Genomic DNA, 26827 nt, shown 5'->3' with positions numbered 1-26827 from the left:
TATACCAAAAATGGTCTTTTAACCTCTTTTTCTGTTCGTACCAATTTGGAAACGGCTTGTCACTATCTTTTGTCCAGTTTCTTTTTTCGTAGTTGCCTACATTCCACAACTTTCTTGCTGCATATCCCAACTGCGATAAAATAATGTTGGTTTCCTTATTTGGTTTACATACAAAATAAGAAGCACGAAGCAACCTTATTCACCACCTCTCGATTGATTTTCAATATATTTTTTGATTCCATCCTCACTGATGGAACCAACGGTTTCGAGATAAAAGCTACTATTCCATAAATGTCCTTTCCATAATTTTTGTTTGATTTCAGGGAATTGCAAAAAGAGTTTCCTTCCCGATATACCTTTTAACATTTTTACGATATAAGAAGGCGCTATCTTTGGATGGGCAGATGCAAAAACATGAATATGATCTTGGTCAACCACCTCCATCATCACAACTTCAAATTCTTTTTCCTTTGCAATTTCTTGAAAAAGGTCTTTCAGATAACTTTCAATTTGATTTGTTAAAACTTTTCTTCGATATTTCACTGACCATACAATGTGATAATTAACGTTATATACACAAGTTCTAGCGTGTTTAAGATTCGATTTATTTTTCATACATATAGTATATAGTATTATTAGTAGACAATCAATAATACCAATACTTCTATTTAATACAGGTAGTTACTTAGATTATACAAAGAAAGCGGTCATTCCTCTCCCAATTGAAATGCGGAGGATTCTGACCGTTTTATCCTAAAATATCTCATTATTTTAAAGCTAAAAACATTTAAACCCCTGACTAATCTCTGGATGAATTCGAATTGTATTGCTTAGTGTTCCTAACACTAATAATGGAATACCTCTACCTAACCCTCTTTTAATTAGCTATGGGTTAAACGAACAAGAAAAAGCCGGAATCATTTAGATAAGCGGCTTTCAAATTCTTTTATTGTTTTATCGCTTTTATAACTGCCGATACAATATAATCCTCGATGTTATGCCATAGCGATACAATTTGAGTCATACTCTCTTGTAAATCATGAGATGGTCGAGGATTGTACCCCACCTGTCCATTTTTTTGATAATATCACTACTTAAGTACTAGCTCTCGTGAAGTAATTCCTTCGTTTATTCGATTAGCTATAATAATACGGTTACGTCCGGTTCTTTTCGCTTCATATAAGGCTTTGTCCACTAATTCTAATAGGTCTGTGAAATTAGTGGCTATTTCAGGGAATGAGCCAACACCAGCTGAAAATGTAATAGGACGACCACAAGGACTATCTGTTTTTTCTAAGGTTTGGCGGAGATGTTCAGCAATCGTATAGGCATCTTGTGCGGTTGTCTCGGGTAGCAAAATAATAAACTCTTCTCCACCGAAGCGGCAACAAATGTCTTGCTCACGCGCAGCTCTTTTCATATGCTTTGCTAAATACTTTAATACTTTATCTCCAACTGCATGCCCGAATGTGTCATTAACATTTTTAAAATGGTCTATATCTAACATAATCACAGAAAACTCTTTTTCTCTTGATGTCCATTTTTGTAATATTTCATCAAGTGTTCTCCTATTTGTTAAATCTGTCAGCGGGTCTATAGTAGATTTGTCCATAAACAAATTCACCTGACCATGCAAGAAAGAAAAACTTTGAATGAGTGCATTTTTTATTTGAAACGCTTCATAATACCAAACCTTTAATTGCTTTAATTTTTTCATTTCACTTTCTTGTATACTATCTTCTGTAATTTTCACAAGACTTTGTAATGGTTTTACTATTTTCCCTGCAACTATAATAACGATAATCATCGAAAGAATTATTAATGGGAGTTCCGTTAAGAACATATTCAATACTTGTTTTCCCACAGACTTAATGGCCACTGATTGGGGTGTTTGTGCAATTACTCCCCAATTTGTAATTTTTATTGGACTATAACCTGCGAGCATTTTCACACCAAGTGTGTTTATCACAGATTGTGCACCACTTTCACCGTTCATAAGATGCTTTACCACTTCATTATTGGATACAACTTCATTTACACGCTCTTGATTTTGATGGTAGATAATACGACCGTCTGAATCCACTACAAATACATAAGAACCGTCTGTATAGTAATGTTTCCCTAATATAGTATGAAAGAAATTTGAATCATGCAGGTAAATTGTACCATTGATTAACCCTTCATATTCACCGGCTTTTGAAAAAATAGGGTATGAAAGAGTGATGATCATTCTCCCCGTCGCTGCTTTGTAAGGGTTTGAGATAGACGGTTTCTGATTTTTAATGACTTCTACTCCTTCTGTGGATGTGATTCTTTTTCCTTTAAGGGCATATTTTTCTGGCGCTCCCGCGAGTATTAAACCTTCAGTATCTGCAATCACCACAGAATTAAACGTTGTTTCTTGCAACTGTAATCGATTCACTTCATTAAATAATACTTCTTCATTATCCATGCTATCTGCAACATTCGCAGCACTAAACTCCAGTATTTGTAAAGAGCTTTTTAAGTACAAATCAACCATTTGGGAAAGTTTAAGAGCATATACTCGATTCGTTTCTAGCGATTGTTCTTTTAATAACTTGATATTCCCTTGATAACTACTCAAAATACTACTAACACTAGATAAAAGAAAGGCCAATGCTATGACCGCTATAATTAAGTGTTTTAGTGTTATTTTATTACTTCTACTTTGCATTTAAAAATCCCCCAGAAGACCTGTATACATTATACAAACTATCAATTTGTCATTTTTTACTCTATCGACTTAAAATTTACTATATATAGAAATATTCTTACTACATGTTGAAAGGGGAAATTCGATAAACTGTGATTTACAAACTATATCGGAATCAGTAGTCACAAAGGCATTACACCCCATTCAACATAACATACAAAACATACAGCAAGATATAAAAAATGTAAAGCAAGACATACCGAGTGTCTCAATATTCCGCAACCTCTTGACAACTATTGATTTTTTATATTAAATTTATATTATATAGTAGTTTTTACTTCTAGTGACCGTTTTAATAGGGAGTGTTGATAAAAAGTCACATCAGCCACCGTTTTGGCAGGTGTGGCTTTTTTCGCGGAGAGGCTACATATAATTAAGGGGGAGTGGTAAATGGTAACAAAATTACAAATAACAGGGATGGTAATCCAAATATTAATTGCAATATTAGCCCCTCTAGCCATATTTGCTTATCTTGCACTAAAAAAATCATTATCGTGGAAATCACTGGGGCTTGGAATTGTTATTTTCATGCTTTTTACTCAAATACTCGAAAAAACCTTTCACCTATTTGTTATTGATCCATCTGGACCTTCTTTGAAATGGACAGATAGTAGTACAGCCTATATTATCTACGGTGCATTAGCTGCAGGGGTTTTCGGAGAAGTTGGACGATTTGTTGGATTTAGATTTTTAAATAAGAAAAGATGGGAATATAAAGATGGACTATCGTTTGGCTTAGGGTACGGTGCTATTGAAGCAATGCTGGTAAGTGTTTTCGCTGGGATGAGTTCCCTTATGTTTGTTAGACTAATCAATTCTGGAACGTTAGAGCAAACGGTTGGTGCTTCTGTCCCGCCTGAACAACTCGCTTTCATTAAGGAACAATTGCTGAACACTACTTTCAGCCTGTATGTTTTAGGTGGATTTGAACGAATACCAGCACTATTCATTCATATTGCTTTATCATTGCTCGTCTTATTGGCTGTTAGAGAAGGCCGCTATATATATGTGATATACGCAATTGGATTACACGCAATCGTAAATTTTGTTCCCGCTATGTACCAAAATGGTATGATCCAGCAAATTTGGGTTATCGAATCTATTATCGCATTATTAGGTATAGCAGCAATTATTTTTATTATGAAGTCAAAAAAGCTTTTTAAAGTTTCATTAGACGTTAGTACTTCTAAAAAATAAGAGGAAAAGTCTTCTATCCGACGTACACAAAATCAGCTTGGAATAGCACACTTAAAGTAAAAAATCCCCTAAAAGGGGATTCTTACTTTAACTGCTTATTTCTATTAAACTGGAATAAATAAAATCGGACATGGAGCCATTGATAACGTTGCTTGGCTTACACTTCCAAGCTTTCCACTTACAGCATTTCCTGAGCCTTTTGTTCCCATCACGATACAGCGCACATCTTTGTCTTTTGCTTCCGTGATAATTTCCATTGCAGGTGTACCAACTCTGATAGTTGATGTATAGGATATTTGTTCACGTTCTAAAGTTGCAGCAGCATCCTTAATGATTCCTTCACCTAAAATTTGGAGATTTGGTTGAATATTTAGTAAGCGGATTTCATCACCATAAGCTTTTGCCATTGAAATCGCAAATTCAAGGGCTTTATCGGCAATTTGTGAGCCGTCGACAGGAACAATTATTTTACTCATTTTTTTCGACTCCCTTTTGTCGTATGATGTGAAAATTATACCATATTAACCATTGGTTGGATACAACTGTACTGCCATTTTCACATGCTACTTGTTTTCACCTTTTCTTTTTCAACTGCATTCCTTTGATGGACAAATTTAATAAATGGCGGCAAAAGCAAAATAACTACAACAATTCGCAATGTTTGTACAGCAACGACAAAGGTTGAATCAGCATGCAATAAGACAGCGGCCGTTGACATTTCAACAACGCCACCTGGAGCAAATGCCAATACTGACGTAACTAAAGAAATTCCAGTCGTTACAGAAACGATATAAGCACATAAAAACATCGCTGAAATTAATAAAAGTGTTCCGATTGTACCGACGATTAAAATGCGTTTTAAACCGATAAACATACTTTTTTGGAAACGCGACCCAATACTTGCTCCGATTAAAATTTGTCCAATTACAACAATCGGGTGTGGCCACCAAAATGTAACGACATGATTTACGAAACCTAATGAAAGCATTTCTACCAAAATAACACCGACTAGACTTCCCAAGACCCAAGGAGCCGGTAGCTTGATTCGCTTACCAATCCAAACACCGACGAATGCCACTAGCAAAATCGGAAAAGTCCACAAAAACTGGGGCCACTCAAATTGAATCGTACTACTACTTACAGCGCCATTACTTGCTAGATTTATTTTTTGTTCATTCCCTTGAAGAAATAAAAAAAGCACAACTGGAATAATCGTAACGACTGAAAAAACGCGAATCGTTTGAACAGCGCTCACAACACCGATATTGGCTTTAACTTCTTCAGCGATTGTCGGCATCGTTGCAATCCCACCAGGGGCTGTAGCTAGTAAACTTGTTAACGCATCGACACTGCTATACCGATATAATAGCCACCCTGTACCTAGCGCGAAAAGAACTGATGAAAGAAGAACAATGATAACAGTGAGCCAGTTATCTTGAAAGACTGACATAACCGCCATATTGACATTTCTGCCAAGTTCAATACCAAGTAAATATTGACCAGCTAGAAACCAACGTCGATCTATTCCTTTTTTTATGCAGATTGCTAATCTTTTAGGTTGCGATAATGATAGGATAGAGGCAGCAACTAAGGAACCAATCATCCAGCCGATTGATATGCCAAACAATGAAAGCAATAAGCCTCCCATTCCGCATAAAAAAATGAACGAGCCCTGGGATAATAAAACCGATGTTTTCTCTTTCATTGCCATTCCTTCTTTCGCCCCATTGTCATATTATAAAACTTCATCACATTATAGAGCTTCAATTATATAACCATTACGATAAATATAACACACTTCATTCATTTTTATAATTCTCAGAATATTACGCTCTCCAAATGCAAAAATTTGCATATAATAATTCTTTCATTTAAGGTGACCATATGTAATGTAAGTTTTTATATCAAAGTACTAGGAGGGCATGATGATGACAAAGCAAAAAAAGAAGCGCGAAGTCTTTGACAAAAAGAAAAGTGCGGCACCATTAGATGTGCTTGCTGAAGAATTTGGAAATGAATATGCAGAAGCAACTTTCAGCAAACAAGTCAATGCTTCTGAGCATGCTGCCCGCCAGCGTTATGATAACCAATGAAGAAAAGCGTAACGGCCTTAGTTTAAGGCCTTACGCTTTTTTTAGCTTAAAAATTGATTGATGGCGATTTGATCAAGCATTGATTCTATATTTAACAGTCTTCCGGCATGTTCATCTGTGAAATCACCACTGCCTTGAAGTTGTATAAGGGCTTCCCTTTCCGTTTCTAGTTGCGTTTGCCAAGCTAAAAGCTTTTCATTCACATCGATCATCTCCTTTTAAGAACATTTTTTTTAGTTTGTTCTTTTTCGGAAATGTTCATACAGAGATGATCCTTTATTGTAAATCCTTTATTCCACCTTAAGCTTCAACAACATCATCCCACTTAATAATTTTTTCAAGGATGATGGCAACGACAACTCCAACGACAAAACCATTAGAGATTAATGGCTGAAGAATAGGTGGTAAATTATTAAAAAGATGACTGTTCATATTCATAATACTGATTCCAATCAAAACTGGGGCTGCTAAACGATAAATGGATTTCGAATTGAAAACATATCCGTTCAAACTTTTTAATGAAGTTCCGAATAACTGCAAATAGGCAACAAATAAAACGGCATTACCAACCGTTATCGGCATTGTCGCAAGTAATCTTCCAAGAAAAGGAATAATTCCAAGCAAAATCATCGACCCTCCACCAATTAAAAAAGGTTTACGGTCAAAAATTCGCGTACTTTCCAAAAAACCGATAGAAGATGCAAAGGGTGCATAAGATATAAGACCTAATACAGCAGCTATAATCGAATAAGATCCTGTTAGCAAATATGAGCTTTTAAACTGTCTTTCCGTCGCTCTTTCATTAAACAACTTAGCAGCTGATTGAACAGAAGCAATCGTGTTGCTTAAATTGATAATACTTGCCAAAAAAGTAATCATCACGATACCGAAATTTAAATTAGGCGTTCCTAATGGGAAAATTTCAATGAAAGAAGCACCTTGGCTTGTGGTAGAGGCTTCTGTAGGAAAAAAAATGACATAAACGACCCAGCCAACAATCATTCCAATTAGAATTGAAAAATTTCCAATAATATTATTTCCTTTAATTTTTAATAAACTTACTAAAATTACGATGCCAATTGACAATAAACTAACTGGTAAATCAAGCGTCCCTTCTGGAGTAATCTTTAGCATTCCTTTGAAAAAAATGAGTATAAGCTGAAATGTCAACAAAAATAAATAAGCACTCATGACCATCGGTGTAAAAATTTTGTGAAGAAAGAAGATAAGATTTAACTTCACTAATATTATCGTAATGATCCCGGCTAACAGCATTCCTGTGGCAATTCCACCGCCGATATCAGTATAACTCATGCCGAGAGCAGAAGCTGATAAAGATAAATTAAGCACTAGCCCCCACATAACACCAGTATGTCCTTCCATCAATGGATAACGATGACCGAAATAACCTTGCAGTACACACGCAATCCCCGTGAATAGTAATGAACTTCTTAGCATCGAAGCAATCACATCGCTTGGGAGGTCAAAAGCTGTGCCAACCGAAATAGGGACAACTACAGTGTTTGCAAAAATAAAGAAAAGCCATTGTAATGAAGCAAAACCAGTTGTCCAATTAAATGTAATATTTCCCCCTACTTTCATAATCAAGTACGCCCCCTGAAATAGTAGAATATCTAAGCTGAATTCAAAATTATATTACAATATTCAAAACTTTTCCTCAATAAAAATAGCTGCCCCCCACGATAAATCAATGTAGGAGGCAGCCTTTTTTACGATTCATGATGAAGTTTTTTTGATTTACTTCCTATTTTTGAACGATATTCTTTCCCTTTATTATTATTGCCGCTTTCCATCTCCACTCCATGCATGACATCATTCGTTCCAAGCTCTGGCGAGCTTTGATTTTTGCTGCCAAAAGTAGCATTCCGCTTCGTTGTCAAAATTCTCACTCCTTCTTCGTTCATCTTTTATAGTTTAAGTTAGAGTGAATCATTTCATTCAAATACAGTAAGGAATTTATTAATTGGATTAATAACACAATCATTGTTTTCTCATAGAATACTTTAAAGACCTATGTATTCTTGGAGGGATTATCGATGTATTCGTATCAACCTGTACCATATAATCAATATCAAATTGATTATCATTATTATTACCGCCAACAACAAGATGTAGTGAATCGTATTTATAGTGCGTTCCGTGGAGAGCATCCAGATTTGATAAATGAACTTGAAACAAGCGGAATGGATGGAGAATTGATTACCTATATTAACAGGAGCGTAATTCAATATACATTAACGAATGCTAATCAGTACACTGGGACATTGCTTAATAGAACGAATAGCCTATATGAAAATATGCTAAAACAAATTCCGTGGCTAACCTATCTATTTCGGGCATACCGCCTCTCAGCCAACCAAATGAGACGTATTTTGCGAACTGTAATCCGCTTCACTTTTTTACAGCTTAGAAATGCCTATTAATAACTAAAAGGTCAACTCAATAACGAGTTGACCTTTTAAACTTACATTTTTGCTGACTTATTCGTGTTAATCTTAAAAATTGGATATAAAGGACAAAACTTAATAAATGCAGTAAATAGTAACACAATTCCGACTAAACCAATGTATTTTACACCGCCGTCTAAAACAAAAAGCAAGGACAATAATGCAATTCCTAAAACAATTCTTACTACCCTGTCTATTGATCCGATATTAGCCTTCACCAAAATCACCCCCTACCGTATACTTTACACTATTTTACAGCAGTTTTTTGTATGAAAATATGACAAATTATCAAATATTAATAAAGAGTGAATTTTAAGAAGGAGTGATCAACTAATGGGAAGAGGAAAAGCATTTAACCATAAAAAGAAAGGACATGAAAGTCAAGTGCCAAAATACGCCACAAACAATGCAGAATTTTCGGTGGAACCAATAAATAATAAACTTCAAAAGGAAAATAAGGGCTAAATAAGAGGTGCACAATCAATGCCAAACCCACGTTATCAAATAAAACGTAAGAAATCGTACCAACCGCATTCTGTTCACAATGAATTGGAGTTTGCCGCGGAGTTAACCGAAAGAAATTTCGATTTTCAGCAGCTGCAACCGGTTCCTCAACCGAAAGACTATGATGAAATCGAGTATTAATTTCGAAAGACGCGACTTTCCGCTAAAATAGCGGAAGTCGCTGCCATTTCTTATAAAGTAAAAATGCTAGCGATTTTATTCATTAAAGGTTTTTTTTGCAGCTTGCTGCTTTTTACAACCTCAATTTCACTTTCATCAGTTTGTGATAGTATGTCCAACTTCATTTCAATGTAGCTTAGTCTTGTCTCAAGTTCTTCTAATTCATTGCGGTGGTGTAACACTTGAAACGAAACAATGTCATCCGCTTTTTGTGATAGCTGTCTTTCAATTTCATCTAATTTTGATAAAAGACTTTCAAACCGTTCCTCCTTAGCATTGCGAATCGCTTTGTCATCATGATTATTAACACCCATCAAAAATCCCTCCCGATTATCCTTTTTTTGTTTAATTCGTGATATTTTTGGCAGTCCCTTCCGAGTTGACAAAACTAGTTTTGATTCGGCAAAAGTAGTGGAAATGCATAATTTTTTTCATCTAAACAAAAAATATAGTAAAGACTAAACTACTAATAAGGAGTTGTTCATGGTGGCGAAAGAAAAAAAGCAAAAGGGAAAAAATGGTGCTGCCAAAGAAGAAACGAAAACTGGCTATGGCGATAAAAAACTGGAAGGACCGAATAGCCCAGCAGAATAGCATGTAAAAACGTTTGGAAGTATTTTTCCAAGCGTTTTTATTTTCCCCCGCATTTTCACCTTTTCGTATATCCTTTACATTACGTAATTCATAAGTGCCAAAATCAATAAAATATGCTATATTTAATATTTTAGAGGAGCTATTTTGAGAGGATCTGAAAAAATGATGATTCGCTATCCAAATGGGCAAGCATTTGTACCAACTCAAAAAAAGACGGCATCAGCTGTAAAAAAAATGTCCTATAGTAACCGTGGGATGACGCTTGAGGAGGATATTAATGAAAGTAACCAATATTACTTAATCCGTGGACTTGCTGTCATTCATAAAAAGCCAACGCCTGTGCAAATTGTAACAGTCGATTATCCAAAAAGAAGTGCAGCCGTCATTAAAGAGGCATATTTTAAACAACAATCAACTACAGATTATAATGGTGTTTATCGAGGGAAATATATTGACTTCGAAGCAAAGGAAACGCAAAATAAAACATCATTCCCTTTGCAAAATTTCCATATGCATCAAATTAATCATATGAAGGCTGTACATGCTCAAAACGGAATTTGCTTTGTTTTGCTCAGATTTTCGCATACAGATGAAATGTTTTATTTAGAAGCTAGACATTTATTTTCTTATTGGGACGAACATTTAAAAGGAGGCAGAAAATCAATCCCTAAAAAATATATCGAAGATGTTGGCTTTCCGGTTCCGATTAGTCTAAATCCTAGAATTGATTATCTCAAAATCATTGATCAGCTTTATTTTTTAACAAATTCTTTTTAAAAGGAAGTTTGAAAGGCGGTCCTGTCGATGTCTGATAACTATCGTACGAGACAAGAAAAACGAGCATTGCAAGAAAAAAGGCAAGAGAAAAAACAAGAAAAAAATGTTAAAAAGAAATCAACTGCTCGTAAAATAGTAAAACGAATGATTGCATTTATAATTTTATTCGGGTTTCTCGGTGTGCTTGCTGTTGGAATTACGGCATTTGCCTTTATTATGGATGCTCCAAAACTTGATGTAGCAGCATTAGAAAGCCCGCAATCAACGAGAATTTATGATCGCAACATAGATTTAATAGCAGAACTAGGGAATGAAAAACGAACGAACATAACCCATAATCAAATTCCACAAATCTTAGAGGATGCAGTTCTTGCAACAGAAGACGTTCGTTTTTACGACCATTTTGGGATAGATTTGCAGCGAATTGGCGGGGCCATTCTCGCAAACGTAACAAATGGCTTTGGCTCCCAAGGCGCAAGTACAATTACCCAACAGGTTGTCAAGTTATCCTACTTATCATCTGAAAAAACAATGAAGCGAAAAGTACAAGAGCAATGGTTGGCGATACAACTAGATGCACAATTTTCAAAACAGCAAATCTTAACAATGTATTTAAATAAAATTAATTATGGAAATCGCTCTTATGGCGTTGCCAAGGCCTCTGAAACGTATTTCGGAAAAGACCTAAAAGATCTTACATTACCTGAGGCAGCGTTATTAGCAGGTCTGCCGCAAAGACCAGCAGGATATGACCCTTATAAATACCCAGATTTAGCTGAGCAAAGACGAAATACCGTTCTTTCTTTGATGGAAAAACACGGTAAAATAACCCGTCAACAAGCTGAAGAGGCGAAAGCTACACATGTTGTTGATTATATTGTTAAAAAAGAGGAAAAATCGAATCCCTATGACGCCTTCGTTGACCAAGTTTTGGAGGAATTAGAACAAATAGAAGATCTCGATGTTTTATCAAGCGGTGTTAGTGTTTATACAACAATTGATGTAGAAGCGCAGAAGTTAGTGGAAAAAGCGTTAAATACAAATGATTATATTAAGTATCCAGATGATCGTTTTCAAGCAGGGCTTGTTGTCCTTGATACAAAAAATGGTGAAATACTGGCTATCGGTGGCGGCAGACATCAAAGCACCTCTTACTATGGAACCGATATAAAAAGGCAGCCTGGTTCAACAGCAAAGCCGATTTTTGATTATGGTCCAGCAATCGAAAATTTCCAATGGTCAACATACCATCAAATTGTTGATGAACCACATAGTTATACAAAGGGACCAGCAGTTAAAAACTGGGATGGTCGGTACAAAGGACAAATGTCCATACGGGAGGCCTTAGCGGATTCCAGAAACATTCCTGCTCTAAAAACGTTCCAAGAGGTTGGCCCAGCAAAATCCCGTGCCTTTGCAGTAAAACTAGGTGTTAAAGTAGAAGATACAATTCACGAATCCTATAGTATTGGCGGCTTTAATGGGATGTCACCATTAGACCAAGCGGGAGCTTATAGTGCCTTCGGGAATAATGGAATTTATACAAAGCCACATACAATAAGAAAGGTTGTTTTCCCAGATGGACGAGAAATCAACATGAAGCCTGAACCAGTTGCGGCTATGAAAGACTATACAGCATTTATGATTACCGATATGCTTAAAACTGTTGTTCAATCTGGAACAGGTCGTTCTGCGAATGTTCCTGGTGTTCATATCGCTGGTAAAACAGGCTCTACAAACTTTGATGATAAAACGAGGGCGAAATACGGCATTCCTAAAGGTGGTATGCCAGATGTGTGGTTTACTGGTTATTCCCCTGACTACACAATTTCTGTTTGGACTGGGTATAATGAACATGGTAAAAATAATTATATTTCAAGCAGCTCATCAGGCATTGCTAAACAACTTTTCAAAGTAGTGATGAGTGGAGTAACTAAAGGGAAAACACAAAGCGATTTTGTTACACCAAACAGTGTTGTTAGAGTACCTGTTGTTAAGGGTTCCAATCCACCAAAAATGCCAAGTGTTTTGACACCTGACAGTCAAATCGTATATGAATATTTTGTTAAAGGTACTGAACCAACAGAGGTATCTGACCAGTTTGATAAAATACCATCAGTACAAAATGTTGAAACTACATTTAATCGTGATGAAAATAAAATTGTACTGAAATGGCAGTACGATGAAAATTTACTTGAACGTGTTTCCTTTGTCGTTAACGCAGCGATGAATCAAAGTGATTATATCCCATATTGGTCTGGAAAAGAAATGTCCGTAACGATTAGTGACCCATATCCAGACACAACGTATCGCTTTGAAATTATTGCCATTGATGATCAAAATCCAGAGAGCAAAAGCGATGCCATTCAAGTAAGTATTGAAACAAAGCTGTTTGATTCAATTGTGCCAGAAAACCCTATGAATCCAGAACAACCTACTGAACCTAGGGGACCAGGATTACCGGGGAACGAAAGCAACCAGCGAGAGGATAGGAATAGAAATCCTACTAGAAATCCTGATTTTGATAACAATGGAAATGTTGAGGATAATCATGGAGATGAAGTCCTTAACGATTTTAATCAATGATTGAAGGAACATTAAAAAGGCACGCTATTTCGCCGTAATGGCAAATTGCGTGCCTTTTCTGTACTATTATCTTGTACTAGCCACTTTTTTCCTATATTGTTTTTCAAGCTCTGTAAACAACTCGGATAATTGTATAAAGGAATGGTAGTGGCTAGGACTTTCCATTAAAAATGATAATCGTTCCTTACAATTGATTGGTTTTACATCCAACTTTTCCATATTCTCCAAGATGTCGCCACCGTTTACAAATTTCATGTCATTAATGATATTTAGTAAATCAAGAAAATTAACTATTTGCTTATTCATTGGAGAGAATGCAGCTTGCTTATTTCTATTTCTGAAAAGATGGGCAAGCTTTGTCCTTTCACTGTCCCAAAGCTTAAAACGATGTTCTATTTGCTCGATTAGTTCAGAGGACATCTTAGCTACTCCTTTTCATCCGTTTTTGACCTTCACGGCATAGGTCCAATAATGGACAACTATCACATTGTGGCCTTTGCGCTTTGCAATGATAGCGCCCGAAGAAAATAAGCCGGTGGTGTGTTTCTCCCCATTTTTCTTTCGGAATCTTTTTCATAAGTGTTTCTTCAACCTCTAAAACAGTATCCTTCCACCTGCATATACCAAGACGTTTCGAAACTCTTTCTACATGTGTATCAACAGCAATGGCTGGAACATCAAACGCTACTGACATAACAACGTTGGCCGTCTTGCGGCCAACCCCCGGCAATTTCATCAATTCTTCCCGCGTCTTTGGTACTTCCGCACCGTATTGTTCAAGTAAAATGGCAGACAAATTGCGAATATTTTTCGCTTTATTTCGATATAAACCAATCGAGCGGATATCATTTTGCAATTCCTCCAAAGAAACAGCTAAATAATCCTCTGGTTTTTTATATTTTTCAAATAGTGTTTTCGTCACTTTATTCACAAGGACATCTGTACATTGAGCAGATAAAGAAACAGCAATCACTAGTTCAAAAGGATTCGAATGAATTAATTCACAGTGGGCATGTGGAAACATTTCTCCCATTGTGTCCAACACTCGCTCTATTTGCATTTTATTTAGCATACCAACCCCACCTCCTCGCTGCTACTACGATTCTAACCAATTATAAATAGGAATAGAGGTTGTTGCCGACTCCTGCTTAACAGCGTATGTTTTTGCTCTTTGGTGCGATCTAAACCTCATTCCTTCATCCCTAGCTTGTTCTATCGTTTCAATGCCTTTCTTTTGCCATTCGAAAAGAATTCGATCAATATAGTGAAAATTTACCTTTCCACTCATCACTGCTTCGCGTAAAGCAGCTTTAATGATTTGCGGGCTATGGTGATCTATATCTAACCACATCGTCAATCTTTCACATTCCATCGGCGACAACGGACGTCCAAATTCTTGTTCAAATAAAGTATATACATTAATTTCAGCTTTTTCATTCTCCCACTTATCTTCGCTTTTTTCCTGTCCCATTAAAAAAACAAAAAGCTTCTCCCAAAGCGGACGTATTGTATAAACTTCGGCCATTACTCCATTTTCATTCTTTCCTTCAATTTGTAAAAAGCCGCGTTGGATTAAAAATTTTAAAATTTCCATACAGCGCTCGTAGGAACAGCTCATCCCTGTTGAAAGCTCTACTGGCGTAGGAAAGGAATTGCCGCTTTCAAGCGCTGAATAGACATGTAAAAGCAACATAAACTCTTCCTCATTTAAGCCGATTGCTTTATAATGTCGTAAAAGCAGTTTAGGTATTGCAATATTCCCCTCAGCCAACCAATCAATCATTTTGTCTTTTTTCATTTGGTTAACACCTCAACAACTATTATAACATGTCTATTTTCTTAAATGTTTAATTTTAAAAAGCTGACCGCAGTTGGTCAGCTTTTCCTGTATTACGGGTATAAACGATTTAATAGGCGCGGGAATGGGATTGTTTCACGAACATGCTCCGCCCCAGTAATCCACGCAACAGTCCGTTCAAGGCCGAGCCCAAAGCCGGAATGGGGTACAGAACCGTATTTACGCAAATCGAGGTACCATTCGTATGCTCCGCCGGTAAGATGATGCTCCTCATATCGCTCTTTCATCAATTGTAAATCATCAATGCGCTGTGAGCCACCGATAATTTCTCCATAACCTTCAGGCGCAATTAAATCTGCACATAGGACGACATCAGGACGATGAGGATCAGGCTTCATATAGAAAGCTTTAATTTTCGCAGGATAATGAGTAATAAATACTGGTTTATCAAATTCCTCGGCAATGGCAACTTCATGAGGGGCACCGAAGTCTTCACCCCATTCAATATCGTTAAAACCTTTTTTCTTTAACAATTCGATGGCTGCATCATACGTAATTCGCGGAAATGGCGCTTTAACATTTTCTAGCTTTGAAAGGTCACGGCCGAGCGCATTCAGCTCTAATCCACAATTTTTTAACACAGATTGAACAATAAAGCTGACATATTGCTCTTGAATTTCAAGATTTTCATCATGATCTACAAAAGCCATTTCAGGTTCAATCATCCAGAATTCAATCAAATGTCTTTTCGTTTTTGATTTTTCAGCCCGAAAGGTTGGCCCAAAGGAAAATACCTTTCCTAGAGCCATTGCCGCCGCTTCCATATAAAGCTGGCCGCTCTGTGAAAGATAGGCATCTTCATCAAAATATTTTGTATGGAACAATTCGCTCCCGCCTTCTGCTGAAGTACCGGTTAATATTGGCGGATCTACTTTGACAAAGCCATTTTCATTGAAAAATTCATAAGTAGCGCGAATGATTTCATTTCGAATCTTCATAATCGCATGTTGCCGCTTTGAGCGCAGCCAAAGATGGCGATGGTCCATTAAAAATTCAACACCATGCTCCTTCGGTGTAATCGGATAGTCAACTGACTCATGAATCACTTCAATATTTTTAACTGCCAATTCATAGCCGAACGGGGAACGTTCATCTTCAAGAACGGTTCCTGTTACCCATATGGAGGTTTCTTGGGTAATTGCTTTCACTTTCTGAAATACAACTTCCTCATCTTCCTCTTTAACGACAACACCCTGTATGAAGCCAGTTCCATCCCTTAGTTGTAAAAAGGCGATTTTACCACTTGAACGCTTATTCGCTAACCAAGCACCAATCGTAACATCTTGGCCAACGTAATCGCTTACTTTGGAAATCGTTGTTTTCACTTTCCATACCTCCTACTATTCCGAAAGTTCGTACATTGAAAAAGAGGCGGAGTAATTTTACACCGCCTTACTTTAATCTTATTTTAGTTTATTTTCCATAAAGCGTTTTATTCTGGCGATAGCCCCCTCAAGTAAATCCAATGATGTTGCATAAGATAAACGAACATTTTCTGGAGCACCAAAGCCAGAACCAGGCACTAATGCCACCTTTTCTTCTTCTAATAATGCTTTAACCCATGCATCAACATCTTCATAGCCTGTCATTTCAGCAGCCTTCTTTGCATTCGGGAATAAATAGAAGGCACCTTGCGGCTTGATACATGTAAACCCAGGAATTTCAATTAATTTCTCATACGTTTTATTTAAACGTTCTTCAAAGGCTTGCTTCATCACAGCAACTGGCTCTTGTGAACCAGTGTAAGCAGCAATTGTCGCATATTGAGCAATTGATGTTGGATTTGATGTACTATGGCTAGCTAAATTTGTCATCGCTTTAATAATCTTGCTGTCACCGGCCGCATAGCCAATTCGCCACCCAGTCATTGAATGTGATTTTGACACACCATTGATTATTATCGTTTGATTTTTTAGCTCTGGTGAAAGTTCGGCAACGGAAACATGTTTATTATCACCATAGATTAACTTCTCATAAATTTCGTCAGAAATAATGAGAATATCGTTTTCAAGACATACTTCTCCTAATGCTTTTAACTCTTCGGCTGTATAAAGCATCCCAGTTGGGTTACTTGGAGAGTTAATCACTAGTGCTTTTGTTTTCGGTGTTATCGCTGCTTTTAGTTGCTCTGGCGTAATTTTGAAATTATTCGCTTCTTTTCCTTCAACAAATACAGGTGTACCTTCAGCTAATTTCACAAACTCTGGATAGCTAACCCAATAAGGTGTTGGGATAATCACTTCATCTCCAGGATTAATGATGACTTGGAATAATGTATATAAGGCATGCTTTGCTCCGACACAAACAATGATTTCGTTTTGGGTAAATGTAAGTCCTTGATCTTGTTTAAATTTATCAATAATAGCATCCTTTAGCGCGGCTAAGCCACCTGATGGTGTATATTTTGTAAGTCCTTCATTCATTGCTTTTACAGCAGCATCAATAATATGTTGTGGTGTATTAAAATCAGGCTCACCTGCACCGAGTCCGATCACATCATAACCGGCATCTTTTAACGCTTTAGCCTTTGCTGTAATTTCAAGTGTAGTGGATGGTGTTAATGATGATACTCGATTTGCTAATTCCATTGTTAATTTTCCTCCTCAAAGCGGTCTTTTTTCAGACTGTACCTTTTCACAAATGAACCGTCTGTAAATTTCATAAAATAATATGTATAACGCTTTTCTTGGTCAATATAAGTAATTTCCCATAGCGGCGTTGTTTCCGTTTTGTTTGTTCGATTATCCTTTATTACTTCAGCACCAAGTCTTATATCAATTAATTTTAATGGATTTTGATTAGCAATAATATATTTTTTTACTTTTTCCTTTGACCACCCTTCACTTGCTTTTTTTACAATGAGCCTACCCTTTTTCGAATTAGGTACCCAAATGATGAGTTCCTCATCTTTTTCATTCGTACCATAGAGAATTGTGTAAGCTAGTCTACCATGATAATACTTGGCATCTGTTATGGACGAAAGTTCTTTCACATTTTCCTTTGCAAAAGCAATCGCCTTATTTTCCTCTTTTTTTTGGTAACTCATACTCCCTAGATAGATTTGTGAAGCCTGCCAAATAATGATAATAAGTATTAAAGGTATTATATACAACCATTTTTTCATAGTAAACCTCTAAGTTCGATTTCCATATAATCTTCTCCCCAAATATTGTAATGCATATAGGAAACAATTTGCGTGTAAATTAGTATTAAGAAATAAATCTTCACATCGTCTCTTTTCTCATTATAACAAAAAGGCATGAAATTTTGTTTTACTTATTAAACAATCTCCATCCGACACCATAATCGGGGCTATACGCCCCTTTTTTTCATTACAACCACTCAGATAGCCTTTTTATTAACTTGCTTGTTTCCTCTTCATGGATTTCAAGAGGGGGCAATGCTTGAATGAATTTTTTCCCATAGCTTTTTGTTGTGATGCGTCGGTCAAGGATCACGACGACGCCGCGGTCATTTTTCGCGCGGATAAGACGGCCAAAGCCTTGCTTAAACCTTAATATAGCCTGAGGCAAAAATAATTCCATGAAAGCATTTTTGCCCACATGTTTCATCGCTTCCGCTTTCGCTGCCATCACCGCTTGATCTGGTGGTGAAAACGGCAATCTCACAATCACTATACAGCTTAATTCCTCCCCCGGAATATCGATGCCTTCCCAAAAACTGCTTGTCCCAAAAAGAATAGCTTTATCGTATTGTTTAAAATTTTTCGTAAGTTTCCTCCGGCTGCCGCTCGATATTCCTTGCCCGATAAGCACGAATCCATCAAGCTCTGAAGCTGCTTTTACGCTCGAATATGTCTTTTCCAACATATCATACGCGGTAAATAAAACGAGCATTCTCCCTTGTGTCACCCTAGCAATTTGAATAATTTTATCGGCAATTTCCTCAATAAAAACATGCTGTTCAACATCCTTAATTTCTGGTACATCTGTTGGAATCATTAATTGCACTTGATCTTTATATGAAAAAGGTGAGGATATTTTTTTTGTTACTACTTCAAAATCTAATAGACCTAAGCATGTTTTCGTATACTCAAATGATTCTTTGATAGCAAGTGTAGCAGACGTAAGAATGACGCTTTGTTTTTTAGCAAATAAACCGTCAGCGAGCATGACATCTACATCAAGCGGTTGACAAAATAAAAAGGCTGAGTTTTGTGCTCCTTTTGCTTCAATTTCTATCCATGTTACTTTATTGCCATCATGCTCAAAAAATAGTTTACATATACTGTTAGCAGTTTCCTCTAAAAACCGTAGAAGTGAATGGCCATCTGTTATGATTCCACTTTCTTCTCTTGCATGTAATTGTTCGATAATCGACGTAAAGCTATCCTTTAAATCCTGAAGTTTTTCGATGGCGATAAATGCATTATTTTTTACTTCTTTCCATAATGGGCCATCTTCCTTTGTTGCATGAAAGCGGTATGTTATGCGGCCGATTTCATTTTTACAATTCATTTTTTTTGATAAAACATAAGTTCTTAAACATCTGAAAAGCTCATCAATGCTATTTTTTGTTTCCATATAATATTGCTCAATAATCCCAATCGTTGGAGCAAGCTCATTTAAAAAGTCAGTTCCATCAATGAAACCAATTTGGTTCAGCCGTGTTTGAATCGAAAAATAATCTAATGTAATCCCAAAATGTTCACTAGCCACATTTTCAAGATGATGGGCTTCATCAACAATCAACTCATCATAGTTTGGTAATAATGAAAAATCGCTTTTTATATCAAGAAGAAGGAGTGCATGGTTCGTAATAATAAGATCAGTGCTTTCTGCTTCTTTTCGTTTTTGTAAATAAAAACATCTTGAATATGATGGACATTCTTTGTTGCTACAGCCATTTAAACCGCAGCTGATTTTATTCCAAAAAATTTTACCTCCGGGTGTCAAGTTAAGCTCATCCACATCACCTGTCGTTGTTTCTGTTAGCCAGACAAGAATTTGCGCTTTCGTAAATACAATATCATACGTATCTATGCCGATATTTTCCAAAGACTTTACAAACTTTTGCAGACAAAGATAATGATTTCTCCCTTTTAAAACAGTCGTTTCAAACGTAAAAGGAAGCACTTTTTTAAGCATTTTTATTTCCTTGTTCATAATCTGCTCTTGAAGATGTGTTGTGTACGTACTAATAACTACTCTTTTACCCGTTTTTTTCGCATAAAGGATTGCTGGTATAAGATATCCAAGCGTTTTTCCAGTTCCAGTAGCAGCTTCAATTAGGCCATGCACACGGTTATTAAATGCGTCTTTAATTGTTTCCATCATTTCCAATTGGCCTTCGCGCACTTCAAACTTTACATCCTCGTTTTGCAGCTTGGCAATGATGGAAGCAGGATCAAGAGGCAGAAAATTCACTTCGTCATAAGTTAGATTGCTTTTTCTTTTGCACGGTTTCAAAGCGATACCATTATATAAATCAAAGCGCTCCTCATCAAGTTGTAATAACCGTTTTTTTTCTTTTATCATTTCTTTTAGTAATTCGCCAAGATTACTTTGTAAATGTGATGCTAAAGATTGCAGTTTTTTTAAGATAATGAGCGGTAGACTATTTAGTTTTGTTAATAAATTTAATAATAAATGAGCCGTTGCTTCTGCATCACTATCAGCACGATGAGGTTGATCATGGTCGATTGCAAATGCATGGGCTAATTGGCTTAGCTTATAACCATTCAAAGATGGAAACAACAATCTTGAAAGCTCGACTGTATCAATCGCTTGACAATCTTTAAAGATATAGCCGCTGCTTTCCAGCTCAGCTTTCAAAAATGAAAGATCAAACGGAACATTATGGGCAACGAAATAAGAGCCTTCTAGCATTTCGATTAACATCGGAGCTATTAATGAAAAACTAGGGGCCTTTTTAAGACTTTCATCTTCTATTCCTGTAAATTGTTTAATAAAGGGAGATAACTTCATATTTGGATTAACAAAGCTTGAAAATCGTTCAATAATCTCACCATCCTCAATGAGAATGGCGCCGATTTGAATGATTTTATCGGTCCCAACTTTATTGCCAGTCGTCTCGATATCAACAACGATGAAACGATGATTCATTGTAAACACCTCAAAAAGGCTTTCGCCAAATAACGCGAAAGCCATCATTTGTAACTATTCTATTATAATATAGTTGACGCAGGTTCTGCATGCAGCAATTGTTTAATTGAATTATCTTTCTCATCCATAATCGCAACCTTTGGTTTATGGTCAGCAATTTTATCTTCTGGTACTAATACGTAAGAAATGATAATAACGATATCATCAGGTTGGACAAGGCGGGCGGCAGCGCCATTTAAACAAATGACACCACTGCCGCGGGGCCCTGGGATGACATATGTTTCAAGTCTTGCGCCATTGTTGTTATTCACGATGGCAACCTTTTCATTTGCACAAATCCCAACCGTATCTAAAAGATCTTCATCAATCGTCACACTTCCAACATAGTTTAAATTCGCTTCTGTCACCCGTGCACGATGGATTTTTGCATTCATTAAAGTTCTAAACAAAGTTTTTCCCCCCCTAGATTGTAAATGTAACATTATCTATTAAGCGTGCTTTACTAAATTTCACAGCAAGCGCAATAATCATCTCACCATTAGCTTCGTTAATCTCCTCTAGCTCTGGATAAGATAAAACTTCGACATAATCTATAGCGCCGGAAGTTTTTTCATCGATTTCGTTTCTTACAAAAGCTTTGATTTCTTCTATATTTTTATCGCCATCATGAATTTTTTGTACAGCTTTTTGTAAACTCTCATAAAGTACTGGCGCTTCTTTTCGCTCTTCGTCATTTAAATAGACATTGCGTGAGCTTTTAGCCAGTCCATCTTCCTCTCGTACAGTCGGAACTGGAATAAGCTCAACAGGAATATTATAATCGTTGATTAATCCGTCAACAACTGCCACTTGTTGGGCGTCCTTCATTCCGAAATAAGCGCGGTCTGGCATAACAATATTAAATAGCTTCATTAAAACAGTCGCCACACCATCGAAATGGCCTTCTCTTGATTTTCCGCACAGAACATTGACTCTCTTTTTTACATGTATCGAAGTTGAAAGTTCTGTAGGATACATTTCTTTCACATCAGGATAAAAAATAACGTCTACCCCAGCTTCTTTTGCTAATGCTTCATCGCGCTCAATATTGCGCGGATAGGCATCAAAATCTTCATTAGGTCCAAATTGTAATGGATTTACAAAAATGCTGATGATTACTTTATCATTTTTCCTTTTTGCTTCGTTCATTAATGTCAAATGACCTTCATGGAGATAGCCCATCGTTGGCACATAACCAATCGTCTTTCCTTCTCGTCGGAGTTGTTTCATTAACGCTTGCATTTGTTTAATCGAACTAATAATTTGCATTCTCATTTTCCTCCGTATAAAGACGTAAGCTGTTCTTCTTTCATCGTAAACGATTGGTTTTCATTTGGAAATTCACGTGTTTTTACTTCATTTCTATATTGGCTAATCGCTTTTTGAATAGAATCATTCACATTTGCGAAGTGTTTAACAAATTTAGGGACATGACCAAAACCATTTTGAATGACATCATGGTACACAAGGACTTGTCCATCTGTTTTATTGCCAGCACCAATCCCAATTGTTGGTATTGAAGCTTGAGAGGTAATGATTTCAGCGAGTTGTTTTGGAACACATTCTAAGACAAGCATCATTGCCCCTGCTTTTTCAACAGCTTTGGCATCTTCCAACAGCTTTTTAGCCGTCTCGCTATCCTTGCCTTGTACTTTATATCCACCTAATACACCAACAGATTGCGGCGTCAATCCAAGGTGGGCAACGACCGGCACCCCTGCAGCGGTTAACTGGGAAATAGTAAAGCAAACATCTCCTGCTCCTTCTACCTTCAAGGCATGTGCTCCACCATCTTGCATTAGTCTTCTCGCGTTATTCATTGTATCTTCAAGCGATGAATGGTAACTCATAAAAGGCATATCAGTTACGATAAACGTATCTTTTGCACCACGACAAACCGCTTTTGTATGATGAACCATATCATCGACAGTAACTGGGATTGTTGAATCATAGCCGAGGACCACCATCCCTAGTGAATCACCGACTAATATCATATCAACTTGAGCTTCTTCGGCAAGCCTTGCTGACGGATAATCATACGCTGTTAACATCACAATCGGCTCATCATTGGCCTTCATTTTTTGAAAATCTGTTGTAGTTTTCATATTTTCCCTCCAATAAATTAAGATAGAGGGAATGACAACCAAGCTTTCAACCTAATTAAAAAATCTTTCCAAACGGAAAGACAGGTTAGAACTATGTTGGTTTATTCATCCCCTGTCCTAGTCCGCAAATCGGATCAAGGCAGTATTCACTTTAGTAATTATGCTAATAAAACATTTGTGGTGCAGTTCCTTCATGGATACTACCCAACGTTTGTAGTATATCAGACATTCAGCCAAAATGGGAGAGAAAATTTTATTAGTTTGAATATTTAATTAATTTCAATATCAGCTGAATAAATATGATGAATCTGTTTATTAGCATCTTCTAATAATAATACACCGTCACTAGTAATACCTAAAGCTTTGCCAACAATTGTCTCTGTTAATGTTCTAGCAATTATTTGTTTTCCAATACTAACAGCATAGCTTTCCCATAATAGTTGTACAACTTGAAAGCCATGCTCTATGTAATCGCAATACAAGTCTTCTATTTCCTTTACGATAGCTTGCAAAATCTCAGCACGATTTAATTTTTTCCCAGATTCAATCGCAAGAGAGGTGGCTTTGTCTTTTAAATCTTCTGGATAATGCTGAGGTTCTTGGTTGACATTAATACCAATCCCGATAATGACCGCATTAATTCGATCTGTTTCAGCCTGTAGTTCAGTTAATATTCCGACGACCTTTTTGCCATTAATTAATATATCATTAGGCCATTTTATTCCACATTGTAGCCCAGTAGCAGCTTCAATCCCTCTTACCACCCCTACTGCCGCTAAAAGAGTAAGCTGTGGTGCTTGTTGTGGAGGAATCGTCGGCCTTAAAATGACGCTAACCCAAATACCGGCATATTTCGGTGAAAACCACGAGCGGTCCAATCGACCTCGGCCTGTAATCTGTTCTTCGGCTACAACAATCGTCCCTTCAGGCACGCCTTCATAGGCAAGCTTGTGGGCAATCTTTTGGGTCGAGGTAACGGATTCTTTATAGTGCACTTCTCGACCAATGAATTTCGTTTGTAAACCAAGCTGAATTTCATTGCCGCTTATTTTATCTGGCGTTTTGATTATTCGATAGCCTTTTCGCTGTACAGCTTCTAACTCAAAACCATCTTTGCGCAAATCCTCAATATGTTTCCAAACAGCCGTTCTTGAACAACCAAGCTTCTCACTAATCATTTGTCCCGATAAAAATTCTCCATCATGCTCTGCAAATAATGTTAATAATTGTTTTCTAATTGGGGATTGCATGTAAGAAGCCACTCCTTTATATCAGCCTTATTGTTTACTACTGTTCCATTTACGACAGCTCTTTCAACCATTTCAATCGTTTTCGAGAGCCACGGGCCACCACGTTTATTAAAAATGGTCATCAAATCATTGCCTGTAATTGCTAACTGTTTTCTTGATAAAATTGGAAGCTTATCATAGATTTCCTGTAATTCTGACAACATCATTTCAGATTGTTTGTTTTCTACTATACAATAAAGCTTGATGCTCGATTTTAAAACTTCAAAACTATATGTATAGACGTCGTAGGCAGAAAGCGCGGCGCTTTTTTGCAATTGTTCATGTGCATTTAATAAGCGCTGGCACGCTTTCATTCGTTCATTTGAATTTTTCCATTGTTTAAAAAAGCCGTCAATGTTTTCCACTTTTAATATTACTAGTAATAATGTCCACATTTCGTCAAGATTAAGTACTTTATTCGAACAAACCTCAGCAAAAAGATGAAGTTCCTTTTCTTTATTTGATAGCTGTGGCAAATATTGATAAAGCCCAAGCTCAATGATAAGCTTTACAGCTTTTTTTATCGCTTTTCCTGTTAACAGTTTTTCAAATTCTATTAAAATTCGTTCCACTGATATTTTTGATAAGTAGCTTGCATTTTTTTTGATAGACTTTTTTGTATCTTCACTTAGTTCAAAATTCAATTGGCTTACGAAGCGGCAGGCCCGCATCATTCTTAGCGGGTCTTCCAATAATCTTTCATCTGCATCGCCAACCGTTTGAATATATTTATTATGTAAATCTTTTTCCCCTCTTAAAGGATCAATAATGCTGCCTTGATAGTTCATAGCGATGGCATTGATCGTAAAATCGCGCCGCCGCAAATCGGCTTCAAGCGAAGAAACAAATTCAACCTTCGAAGGTCGTCTGAAATCTTGATAGTCTCCATCGACTCGGAATGTTGTCACTTCATAGCATTCATCTTCATGGATTACGACAACAGTGCCATGCTTGAGTCCAACCGGTATTGTTTTAGGAAATAACGCTTCAACCTCTTCCGGTAGAGCTGATGTAGCAATATCGACATCGTCAATAGGACGATTTAACAAAAAGTCACGGACAGAACCGCCGACAAAGTATGCTTCATATCCAGCCTCATTCAATTTTTCAATGATTGCTTTTGCTTTTATAAACGGTCCTTCCATAAATGTTCCTCGCTTTTCTTTTCAGTCAAGCATACCATTTTATAATATAGTTGTTCATATTGTTCAACAATTTTACGTGAATGGAAAATTTCCTTCGTTCGTATAAAAGCTTGATGACTTATTTTCTTATATAACTCTTCATTCGTTAAGAGCATGATTGCTTTTTCGGCAACGGCCGCTACATCTCCTAATTCACAAATATAACCGGTTGCACCATCTTCTATAACCTCCGGAATTCCACCGATATTCGTGCCGATGCATGGGACTTGGCATGCCATCGCTTCTAAAAGCGTGAGTCCAAAGCTTTCTTTTTCCGAAAGGAGCAGCATTAAGTCACTAATTGATAAAACCTCTTCTATATTTTCCTGCTTGCCAAGAAAAAGGACACGCTCTTGTAATCCTTTTTCCCTTACCATTCTAGAAACAACAGTAGACTCGGGCCCATCGCCAACTAACAAAAGCTTTGCTTTGATTACTTTTTCAATGCGCGCAAATGCCTCAATCACATCAGGAACTCGTTTTACATGTCTAAAATTAGAAATATGGATTATCACTTTTTCATCGGCATTAATCCCAAATTGATGTTTTAAATATGAGCGTTCACGACGATAATAAACGCGCTCATCGACGAAATTATAAACCGTTTCGATTTCTTTATTCGTTTCCACTAACCGGTATGTTTCCTCAACAAGATTTTTCGATACGGCGGTGACAATGTCTGACTGTTCAATTCCGAAACGAATGAGCTCTTGCAATGATGGATCATGCCCTAAAACCGTGATATCTGTCCCATGTAAGGTAGTAATGATTTTCAGTTTTTCTCCACCAATCATTTGTTTTGCCAAATAAGCGCTAATCGCATGGGGAATTGCATAATGAACATGCAGCAAATCTAAATCCTCCCGCCTTGCGACCTCTGCCATTTTACTTGCTAATGACAGATCATAAGGTGGGTACTTAAAAACAGAATATTGATTCACATCGACTTCATGAAAATATAAATTGGGATACCATTTATTTAAACGAAAAGGAACACTTGATGTAATAAAATGTATCTCATGCCCCTTTTCCGCTAACAGCATTCCAAGCTCTGTAGCAACGACACCTGACCCGCCAACCGATGGATAACATGTAATACCAATTTTTAATTTCATCACAAACCTCTTTTACAA

28 protein-coding genes are annotated in these 26827 nt (G+C 36.8%); 6 read left to right on the top strand and 22 right to left on the bottom strand.

Annotated elements, in window-relative coordinates:
* Nucleotides 1-195: 195 nt before the first annotated feature.
* Together tnpA and GX497_08320 are read right to left on the bottom strand one after the other, a co-directional pair.
* Nucleotides 196-615, bottom strand: coding sequence for an IS200/IS605 family transposase (gene tnpA, locus GX497_08325; GenBank protein ID HHY73219.1), 420 nt, complete (start codon nt 613-615; stop codon nt 196-198).
* A 475-nt stretch (nt 616-1090) separates the two neighbouring features.
* Entirely contained in the window at nt 1091-2695 is a 1605-nt protein-coding gene (locus tag GX497_08320) for a diguanylate cyclase (protein ID HHY73218.1), read from the bottom strand.
* A gap of 429 nt (nt 2696-3124) precedes the next feature.
* On the opposite strand from GX497_08320, the gene GX497_08315 reads away from it, so the two are divergent.
* Complete coding sequence (locus GX497_08315) at nt 3125-3931, top strand: YhfC family intramembrane metalloprotease (protein HHY73217.1); 807 nt, start codon at nt 3125-3127, stop codon at nt 3929-3931.
* Between the two features lie 104 nt (nt 3932-4035).
* Here GX497_08315 and GX497_08310 read toward each other — a convergent pair whose 3' ends face one another.
* The gene (locus GX497_08310; GenBank protein ID HHY73216.1) at nt 4036-4407 is read right to left on the bottom strand and encodes a universal stress protein; all 372 of its coding nucleotides are present in this window, start codon (nt 4405-4407) and stop codon (nt 4036-4038) included.
* A gap of 80 nt (nt 4408-4487) precedes the next feature.
* Nucleotides 4488-5636, bottom strand: coding sequence for an AbrB family transcriptional regulator (locus GX497_08305; protein ID HHY73215.1), 1149 nt, complete (start codon nt 5634-5636; stop codon nt 4488-4490).
* 220 nt (nt 5637-5856) lie between these two features.
* Here GX497_08305 and GX497_08300 point away from each other — a divergent pair, with 220 nt between their 5' ends.
* The gene (locus GX497_08300) at nt 5857-6024 is read left to right on the top strand and encodes a hypothetical protein (protein ID HHY73214.1); all 168 of its coding nucleotides are present in this window, start codon (nt 5857-5859) and stop codon (nt 6022-6024) included.
* 41 nt (nt 6025-6065) lie between these two features.
* Here GX497_08300 and GX497_08295 read toward each other — a convergent pair whose 3' ends face one another.
* The 3 genes from GX497_08295 to GX497_08285 all read right to left on the bottom strand — a co-directional run bounded on the left by GX497_08295 (nt 6066) and on the right by GX497_08285 (nt 7949).
* On the bottom strand, nt 6066-6227 hold the full coding sequence (locus GX497_08295) for a hypothetical protein (GenBank protein HHY73213.1): 162 nt from the start codon (nt 6225-6227) through the stop codon (nt 6066-6068).
* Between the two features lie 97 nt (nt 6228-6324).
* On the bottom strand, nt 6325-7626 hold the full coding sequence (locus tag GX497_08290; protein HHY73212.1) for a uracil/xanthine transporter: 1302 nt from the start codon (nt 7624-7626) through the stop codon (nt 6325-6327).
* 128 nt (nt 7627-7754) lie between these two features.
* Nucleotides 7755-7949, bottom strand: a complete 195-nt coding sequence (locus tag GX497_08285; GenBank protein HHY73211.1) for an imidazoleglycerol-phosphate dehydratase — start codon at nt 7947-7949, stop codon at nt 7755-7757.
* A gap of 132 nt (nt 7950-8081) precedes the next feature.
* Here GX497_08285 and GX497_08280 point away from each other — a divergent pair, with 132 nt between their 5' ends.
* Nucleotides 8082-8468 carry a hypothetical protein gene (locus GX497_08280; GenBank protein ID HHY73210.1) on the top strand — a complete coding sequence of 129 codons (387 nt, stop codon included), beginning with the start codon at nt 8082-8084 and terminating at the stop codon, nt 8466-8468.
* 41 nt (nt 8469-8509) lie between these two features.
* On the opposite strand, the gene GX497_08275 is transcribed toward GX497_08280, so the two are convergent.
* The gene (locus GX497_08275; GenBank protein HHY73209.1) at nt 8510-8710 is read right to left on the bottom strand and encodes a DUF2892 domain-containing protein; all 201 of its coding nucleotides are present in this window, start codon (nt 8708-8710) and stop codon (nt 8510-8512) included.
* Nucleotides 8711-8975: 265 nt separating this feature from the next.
* Here GX497_08275 and GX497_08270 point away from each other — a divergent pair, with 265 nt between their 5' ends.
* Entirely contained in the window at nt 8976-9137 is a 162-nt protein-coding gene (locus GX497_08270; protein ID HHY73208.1) for a hypothetical protein, read from the top strand.
* A gap of 50 nt (nt 9138-9187) precedes the next feature.
* On the opposite strand, the gene GX497_08265 is transcribed toward GX497_08270, so the two are convergent.
* Nucleotides 9188-9490 (bottom strand): chromosome segregation protein, encoded by a 303-nt coding sequence (locus GX497_08265; protein ID HHY73207.1) that lies wholly within the window; start codon nt 9488-9490, stop codon nt 9188-9190.
* Between the two features lie 442 nt (nt 9491-9932).
* Between GX497_08265 and recU the strand changes: the two genes are divergently transcribed.
* Together recU and GX497_08255 are read left to right on the top strand one after the other, a co-directional pair.
* Nucleotides 9933-10547: a Holliday junction resolvase RecU gene (gene recU, locus GX497_08260; GenBank protein HHY73206.1), complete on the top strand. Its 615-nt coding sequence runs from the start codon at nt 9933-9935 to the stop codon at nt 10545-10547.
* A 27-nt stretch (nt 10548-10574) separates the two neighbouring features.
* Nucleotides 10575-13133, top strand: a complete 2559-nt coding sequence (locus GX497_08255) for a PBP1A family penicillin-binding protein (GenBank protein ID HHY73205.1) — start codon at nt 10575-10577, stop codon at nt 13131-13133.
* Between the two features lie 66 nt (nt 13134-13199).
* Here the strand turns inward: GX497_08255 and GX497_08250 are convergent, their stop codons facing one another.
* From GX497_08250 to bshA, 13 genes are all read right to left on the bottom strand, one after another.
* Nucleotides 13200-13553, bottom strand: coding sequence for a hypothetical protein (locus tag GX497_08250; GenBank protein HHY73204.1), 354 nt, complete (start codon nt 13551-13553; stop codon nt 13200-13202).
* Between the two features lies 1 nt (nt 13554).
* Nucleotides 13555-14205 carry an endonuclease III gene (gene nth, locus GX497_08245; GenBank protein HHY73203.1) on the bottom strand — a complete coding sequence of 217 codons (651 nt, stop codon included), beginning with the start codon at nt 14203-14205 and terminating at the stop codon, nt 13555-13557.
* Between the two features lie 24 nt (nt 14206-14229).
* Nucleotides 14230-14931 (bottom strand): DnaD domain-containing protein, encoded by a 702-nt coding sequence (locus GX497_08240; protein ID HHY73202.1) that lies wholly within the window; start codon nt 14929-14931, stop codon nt 14230-14232.
* A 92-nt stretch (nt 14932-15023) separates the two neighbouring features.
* Complete coding sequence (gene asnS, locus GX497_08235; GenBank protein HHY73201.1) at nt 15024-16316, bottom strand: asparagine--tRNA ligase; 1293 nt, start codon at nt 16314-16316, stop codon at nt 15024-15026.
* Between the two features lie 78 nt (nt 16317-16394).
* On the bottom strand, nt 16395-17579 hold the full coding sequence (locus GX497_08230; GenBank protein ID HHY73200.1) for a pyridoxal phosphate-dependent aminotransferase: 1185 nt from the start codon (nt 17577-17579) through the stop codon (nt 16395-16397).
* A 2-nt stretch (nt 17580-17581) separates the two neighbouring features.
* Entirely contained in the window at nt 17582-18115 is a 534-nt protein-coding gene (locus GX497_08225) for a DUF5590 domain-containing protein (GenBank protein ID HHY73199.1), read from the bottom strand.
* Nucleotides 18116-18323: 208 nt separating this feature from the next.
* Nucleotides 18324-21077 carry an ATP-dependent DNA helicase DinG gene (gene dinG, locus GX497_08220; GenBank protein ID HHY73198.1) on the bottom strand — a complete coding sequence of 918 codons (2754 nt, stop codon included), beginning with the start codon at nt 21075-21077 and terminating at the stop codon, nt 18324-18326.
* Nucleotides 21078-21139: 62 nt separating this feature from the next.
* On the bottom strand, nt 21140-21526 hold the full coding sequence (panD, locus tag GX497_08215; protein HHY73197.1) for an aspartate 1-decarboxylase: 387 nt from the start codon (nt 21524-21526) through the stop codon (nt 21140-21142).
* A gap of 13 nt (nt 21527-21539) precedes the next feature.
* Nucleotides 21540-22385, bottom strand: coding sequence for a pantoate--beta-alanine ligase (locus GX497_08210; protein HHY73196.1), 846 nt, complete (start codon nt 22383-22385; stop codon nt 21540-21542).
* A 2-nt stretch (nt 22386-22387) separates the two neighbouring features.
* Nucleotides 22388-23221, bottom strand: a complete 834-nt coding sequence (gene panB, locus GX497_08205) for a 3-methyl-2-oxobutanoate hydroxymethyltransferase (GenBank protein ID HHY73195.1) — start codon at nt 23219-23221, stop codon at nt 22388-22390.
* A 269-nt stretch (nt 23222-23490) separates the two neighbouring features.
* On the bottom strand, nt 23491-24471 hold the full coding sequence (locus tag GX497_08200) for a biotin--[acetyl-CoA-carboxylase] ligase (protein ID HHY73194.1): 981 nt from the start codon (nt 24469-24471) through the stop codon (nt 23491-23493).
* Nucleotides 24441-25655 carry a CCA tRNA nucleotidyltransferase gene (locus GX497_08195; protein ID HHY73193.1) on the bottom strand — a complete coding sequence of 405 codons (1215 nt, stop codon included), beginning with the start codon at nt 25653-25655 and terminating at the stop codon, nt 24441-24443. Before GX497_08195 ends, GX497_08200 begins: the two co-directional genes overlap by 31 nt.
* On the bottom strand, nt 25637-26809 hold the full coding sequence (gene bshA / locus GX497_08190; protein HHY73192.1) for an N-acetyl-alpha-D-glucosaminyl L-malate synthase BshA: 1173 nt from the start codon (nt 26807-26809) through the stop codon (nt 25637-25639). Before bshA ends, GX497_08195 begins: the two co-directional genes overlap by 19 nt.
* Nucleotides 26810-26827 lie beyond the last annotated feature (18 nt).

Source organism: Bacillus sp. (in: firmicutes) (genome assembly GCA_012842745.1).
In the GTDB taxonomy this organism is placed as follows: Bacteria; Bacillota; Bacilli; order Bacillales; family Bacillaceae_J; genus Schinkia.
The sequence above is the reverse complement of the archived record's forward strand: the minus strand, read 5'-3'. Positions and strand labels throughout refer to the sequence as shown.

What these genes read in the sequence shown, in the direction of transcription:
- GX497_08230 (HHY73200.1), bottom strand. Translation starts at nt 17,579, where the DNA reads ATGGAATTAGCAAATCGAGTATCATCATTAACACCATCCACTACACTT.
- GX497_08310 (HHY73216.1), bottom strand. Translation starts at nt 4,407, where the DNA reads ATGAGTAAAATAATTGTTCCTGTCGACGGCTCACAAATTGCCGATAAA.
- GX497_08225 (HHY73199.1), bottom strand. Translation starts at nt 18,115, where the DNA reads ATGAAAAAATGGTTGTATATAATACCTTTAATACTTATTATCATTATT.
- recU (HHY73206.1), top strand. Translation starts at nt 9,933, where the DNA reads ATGATGATTCGCTATCCAAATGGGCAAGCATTTGTACCAACTCAAAAA.
- GX497_08200 (HHY73194.1), bottom strand. Translation starts at nt 24,471, where the DNA reads ATGCAATCCCCAATTAGAAAACAATTATTAACATTATTTGCAGAGCAT.
- GX497_08285 (HHY73211.1), bottom strand. Translation starts at nt 7,949, where the DNA reads ATGAACGAAGAAGGAGTGAGAATTTTGACAACGAAGCGGAATGCTACT.
- dinG (HHY73198.1), bottom strand. Translation starts at nt 21,077, where the DNA reads ATGAATCATCGTTTCATCGTTGTTGATATCGAGACGACTGGCAATAAA.
- panB (HHY73195.1), bottom strand. Translation starts at nt 23,221, where the DNA reads ATGAAAACTACAACAGATTTTCAAAAAATGAAGGCCAATGATGAGCCG.
- GX497_08290 (HHY73212.1), bottom strand. Translation starts at nt 7,626, where the DNA reads ATGAAAGTAGGGGGAAATATTACATTTAATTGGACAACTGGTTTTGCT.
- tnpA (HHY73219.1), bottom strand. Translation starts at nt 615, where the DNA reads ATGAAAAATAAATCGAATCTTAAACACGCTAGAACTTGTGTATATAAC.
- GX497_08320 (HHY73218.1), bottom strand. Translation starts at nt 2,695, where the DNA reads ATGCAAAGTAGAAGTAATAAAATAACACTAAAACACTTAATTATAGCG.
- GX497_08250 (HHY73204.1), bottom strand. Translation starts at nt 13,553, where the DNA reads ATGTCCTCTGAACTAATCGAGCAAATAGAACATCGTTTTAAGCTTTGG.
- GX497_08195 (HHY73193.1), bottom strand. Translation starts at nt 25,655, where the DNA reads ATGGAAGGACCGTTTATAAAAGCAAAAGCAATCATTGAAAAATTGAAT.
- GX497_08305 (HHY73215.1), bottom strand. Translation starts at nt 5,636, where the DNA reads ATGAAAGAGAAAACATCGGTTTTATTATCCCAGGGCTCGTTCATTTTT.
- GX497_08265 (HHY73207.1), bottom strand. Translation starts at nt 9,490, where the DNA reads ATGGGTGTTAATAATCATGATGACAAAGCGATTCGCAATGCTAAGGAG.
- GX497_08210 (HHY73196.1), bottom strand. Translation starts at nt 22,385, where the DNA reads ATGCAAATTATTAGTTCGATTAAACAAATGCAAGCGTTAATGAAACAA.
- GX497_08255 (HHY73205.1), top strand. Translation starts at nt 10,575, where the DNA reads ATGTCTGATAACTATCGTACGAGACAAGAAAAACGAGCATTGCAAGAA.
- nth (HHY73203.1), bottom strand. Translation starts at nt 14,205, where the DNA reads ATGCTAAATAAAATGCAAATAGAGCGAGTGTTGGACACAATGGGAGAA.
- GX497_08300 (HHY73214.1), top strand. Translation starts at nt 5,857, where the DNA reads ATGATGACAAAGCAAAAAAAGAAGCGCGAAGTCTTTGACAAAAAGAAA.
- bshA (HHY73192.1), bottom strand. Translation starts at nt 26,809, where the DNA reads ATGAAATTAAAAATTGGTATTACATGTTATCCATCGGTTGGCGGGTCA.
- GX497_08240 (HHY73202.1), bottom strand. Translation starts at nt 14,931, where the DNA reads ATGAAAAAAGACAAAATGATTGATTGGTTGGCTGAGGGGAATATTGCA.
- GX497_08315 (HHY73217.1), top strand. Translation starts at nt 3,125, where the DNA reads ATGGTAACAAAATTACAAATAACAGGGATGGTAATCCAAATATTAATT.
- GX497_08280 (HHY73210.1), top strand. Translation starts at nt 8,082, where the DNA reads ATGTATTCGTATCAACCTGTACCATATAATCAATATCAAATTGATTAT.
- GX497_08270 (HHY73208.1), top strand. Translation starts at nt 8,976, where the DNA reads ATGCCAAACCCACGTTATCAAATAAAACGTAAGAAATCGTACCAACCG.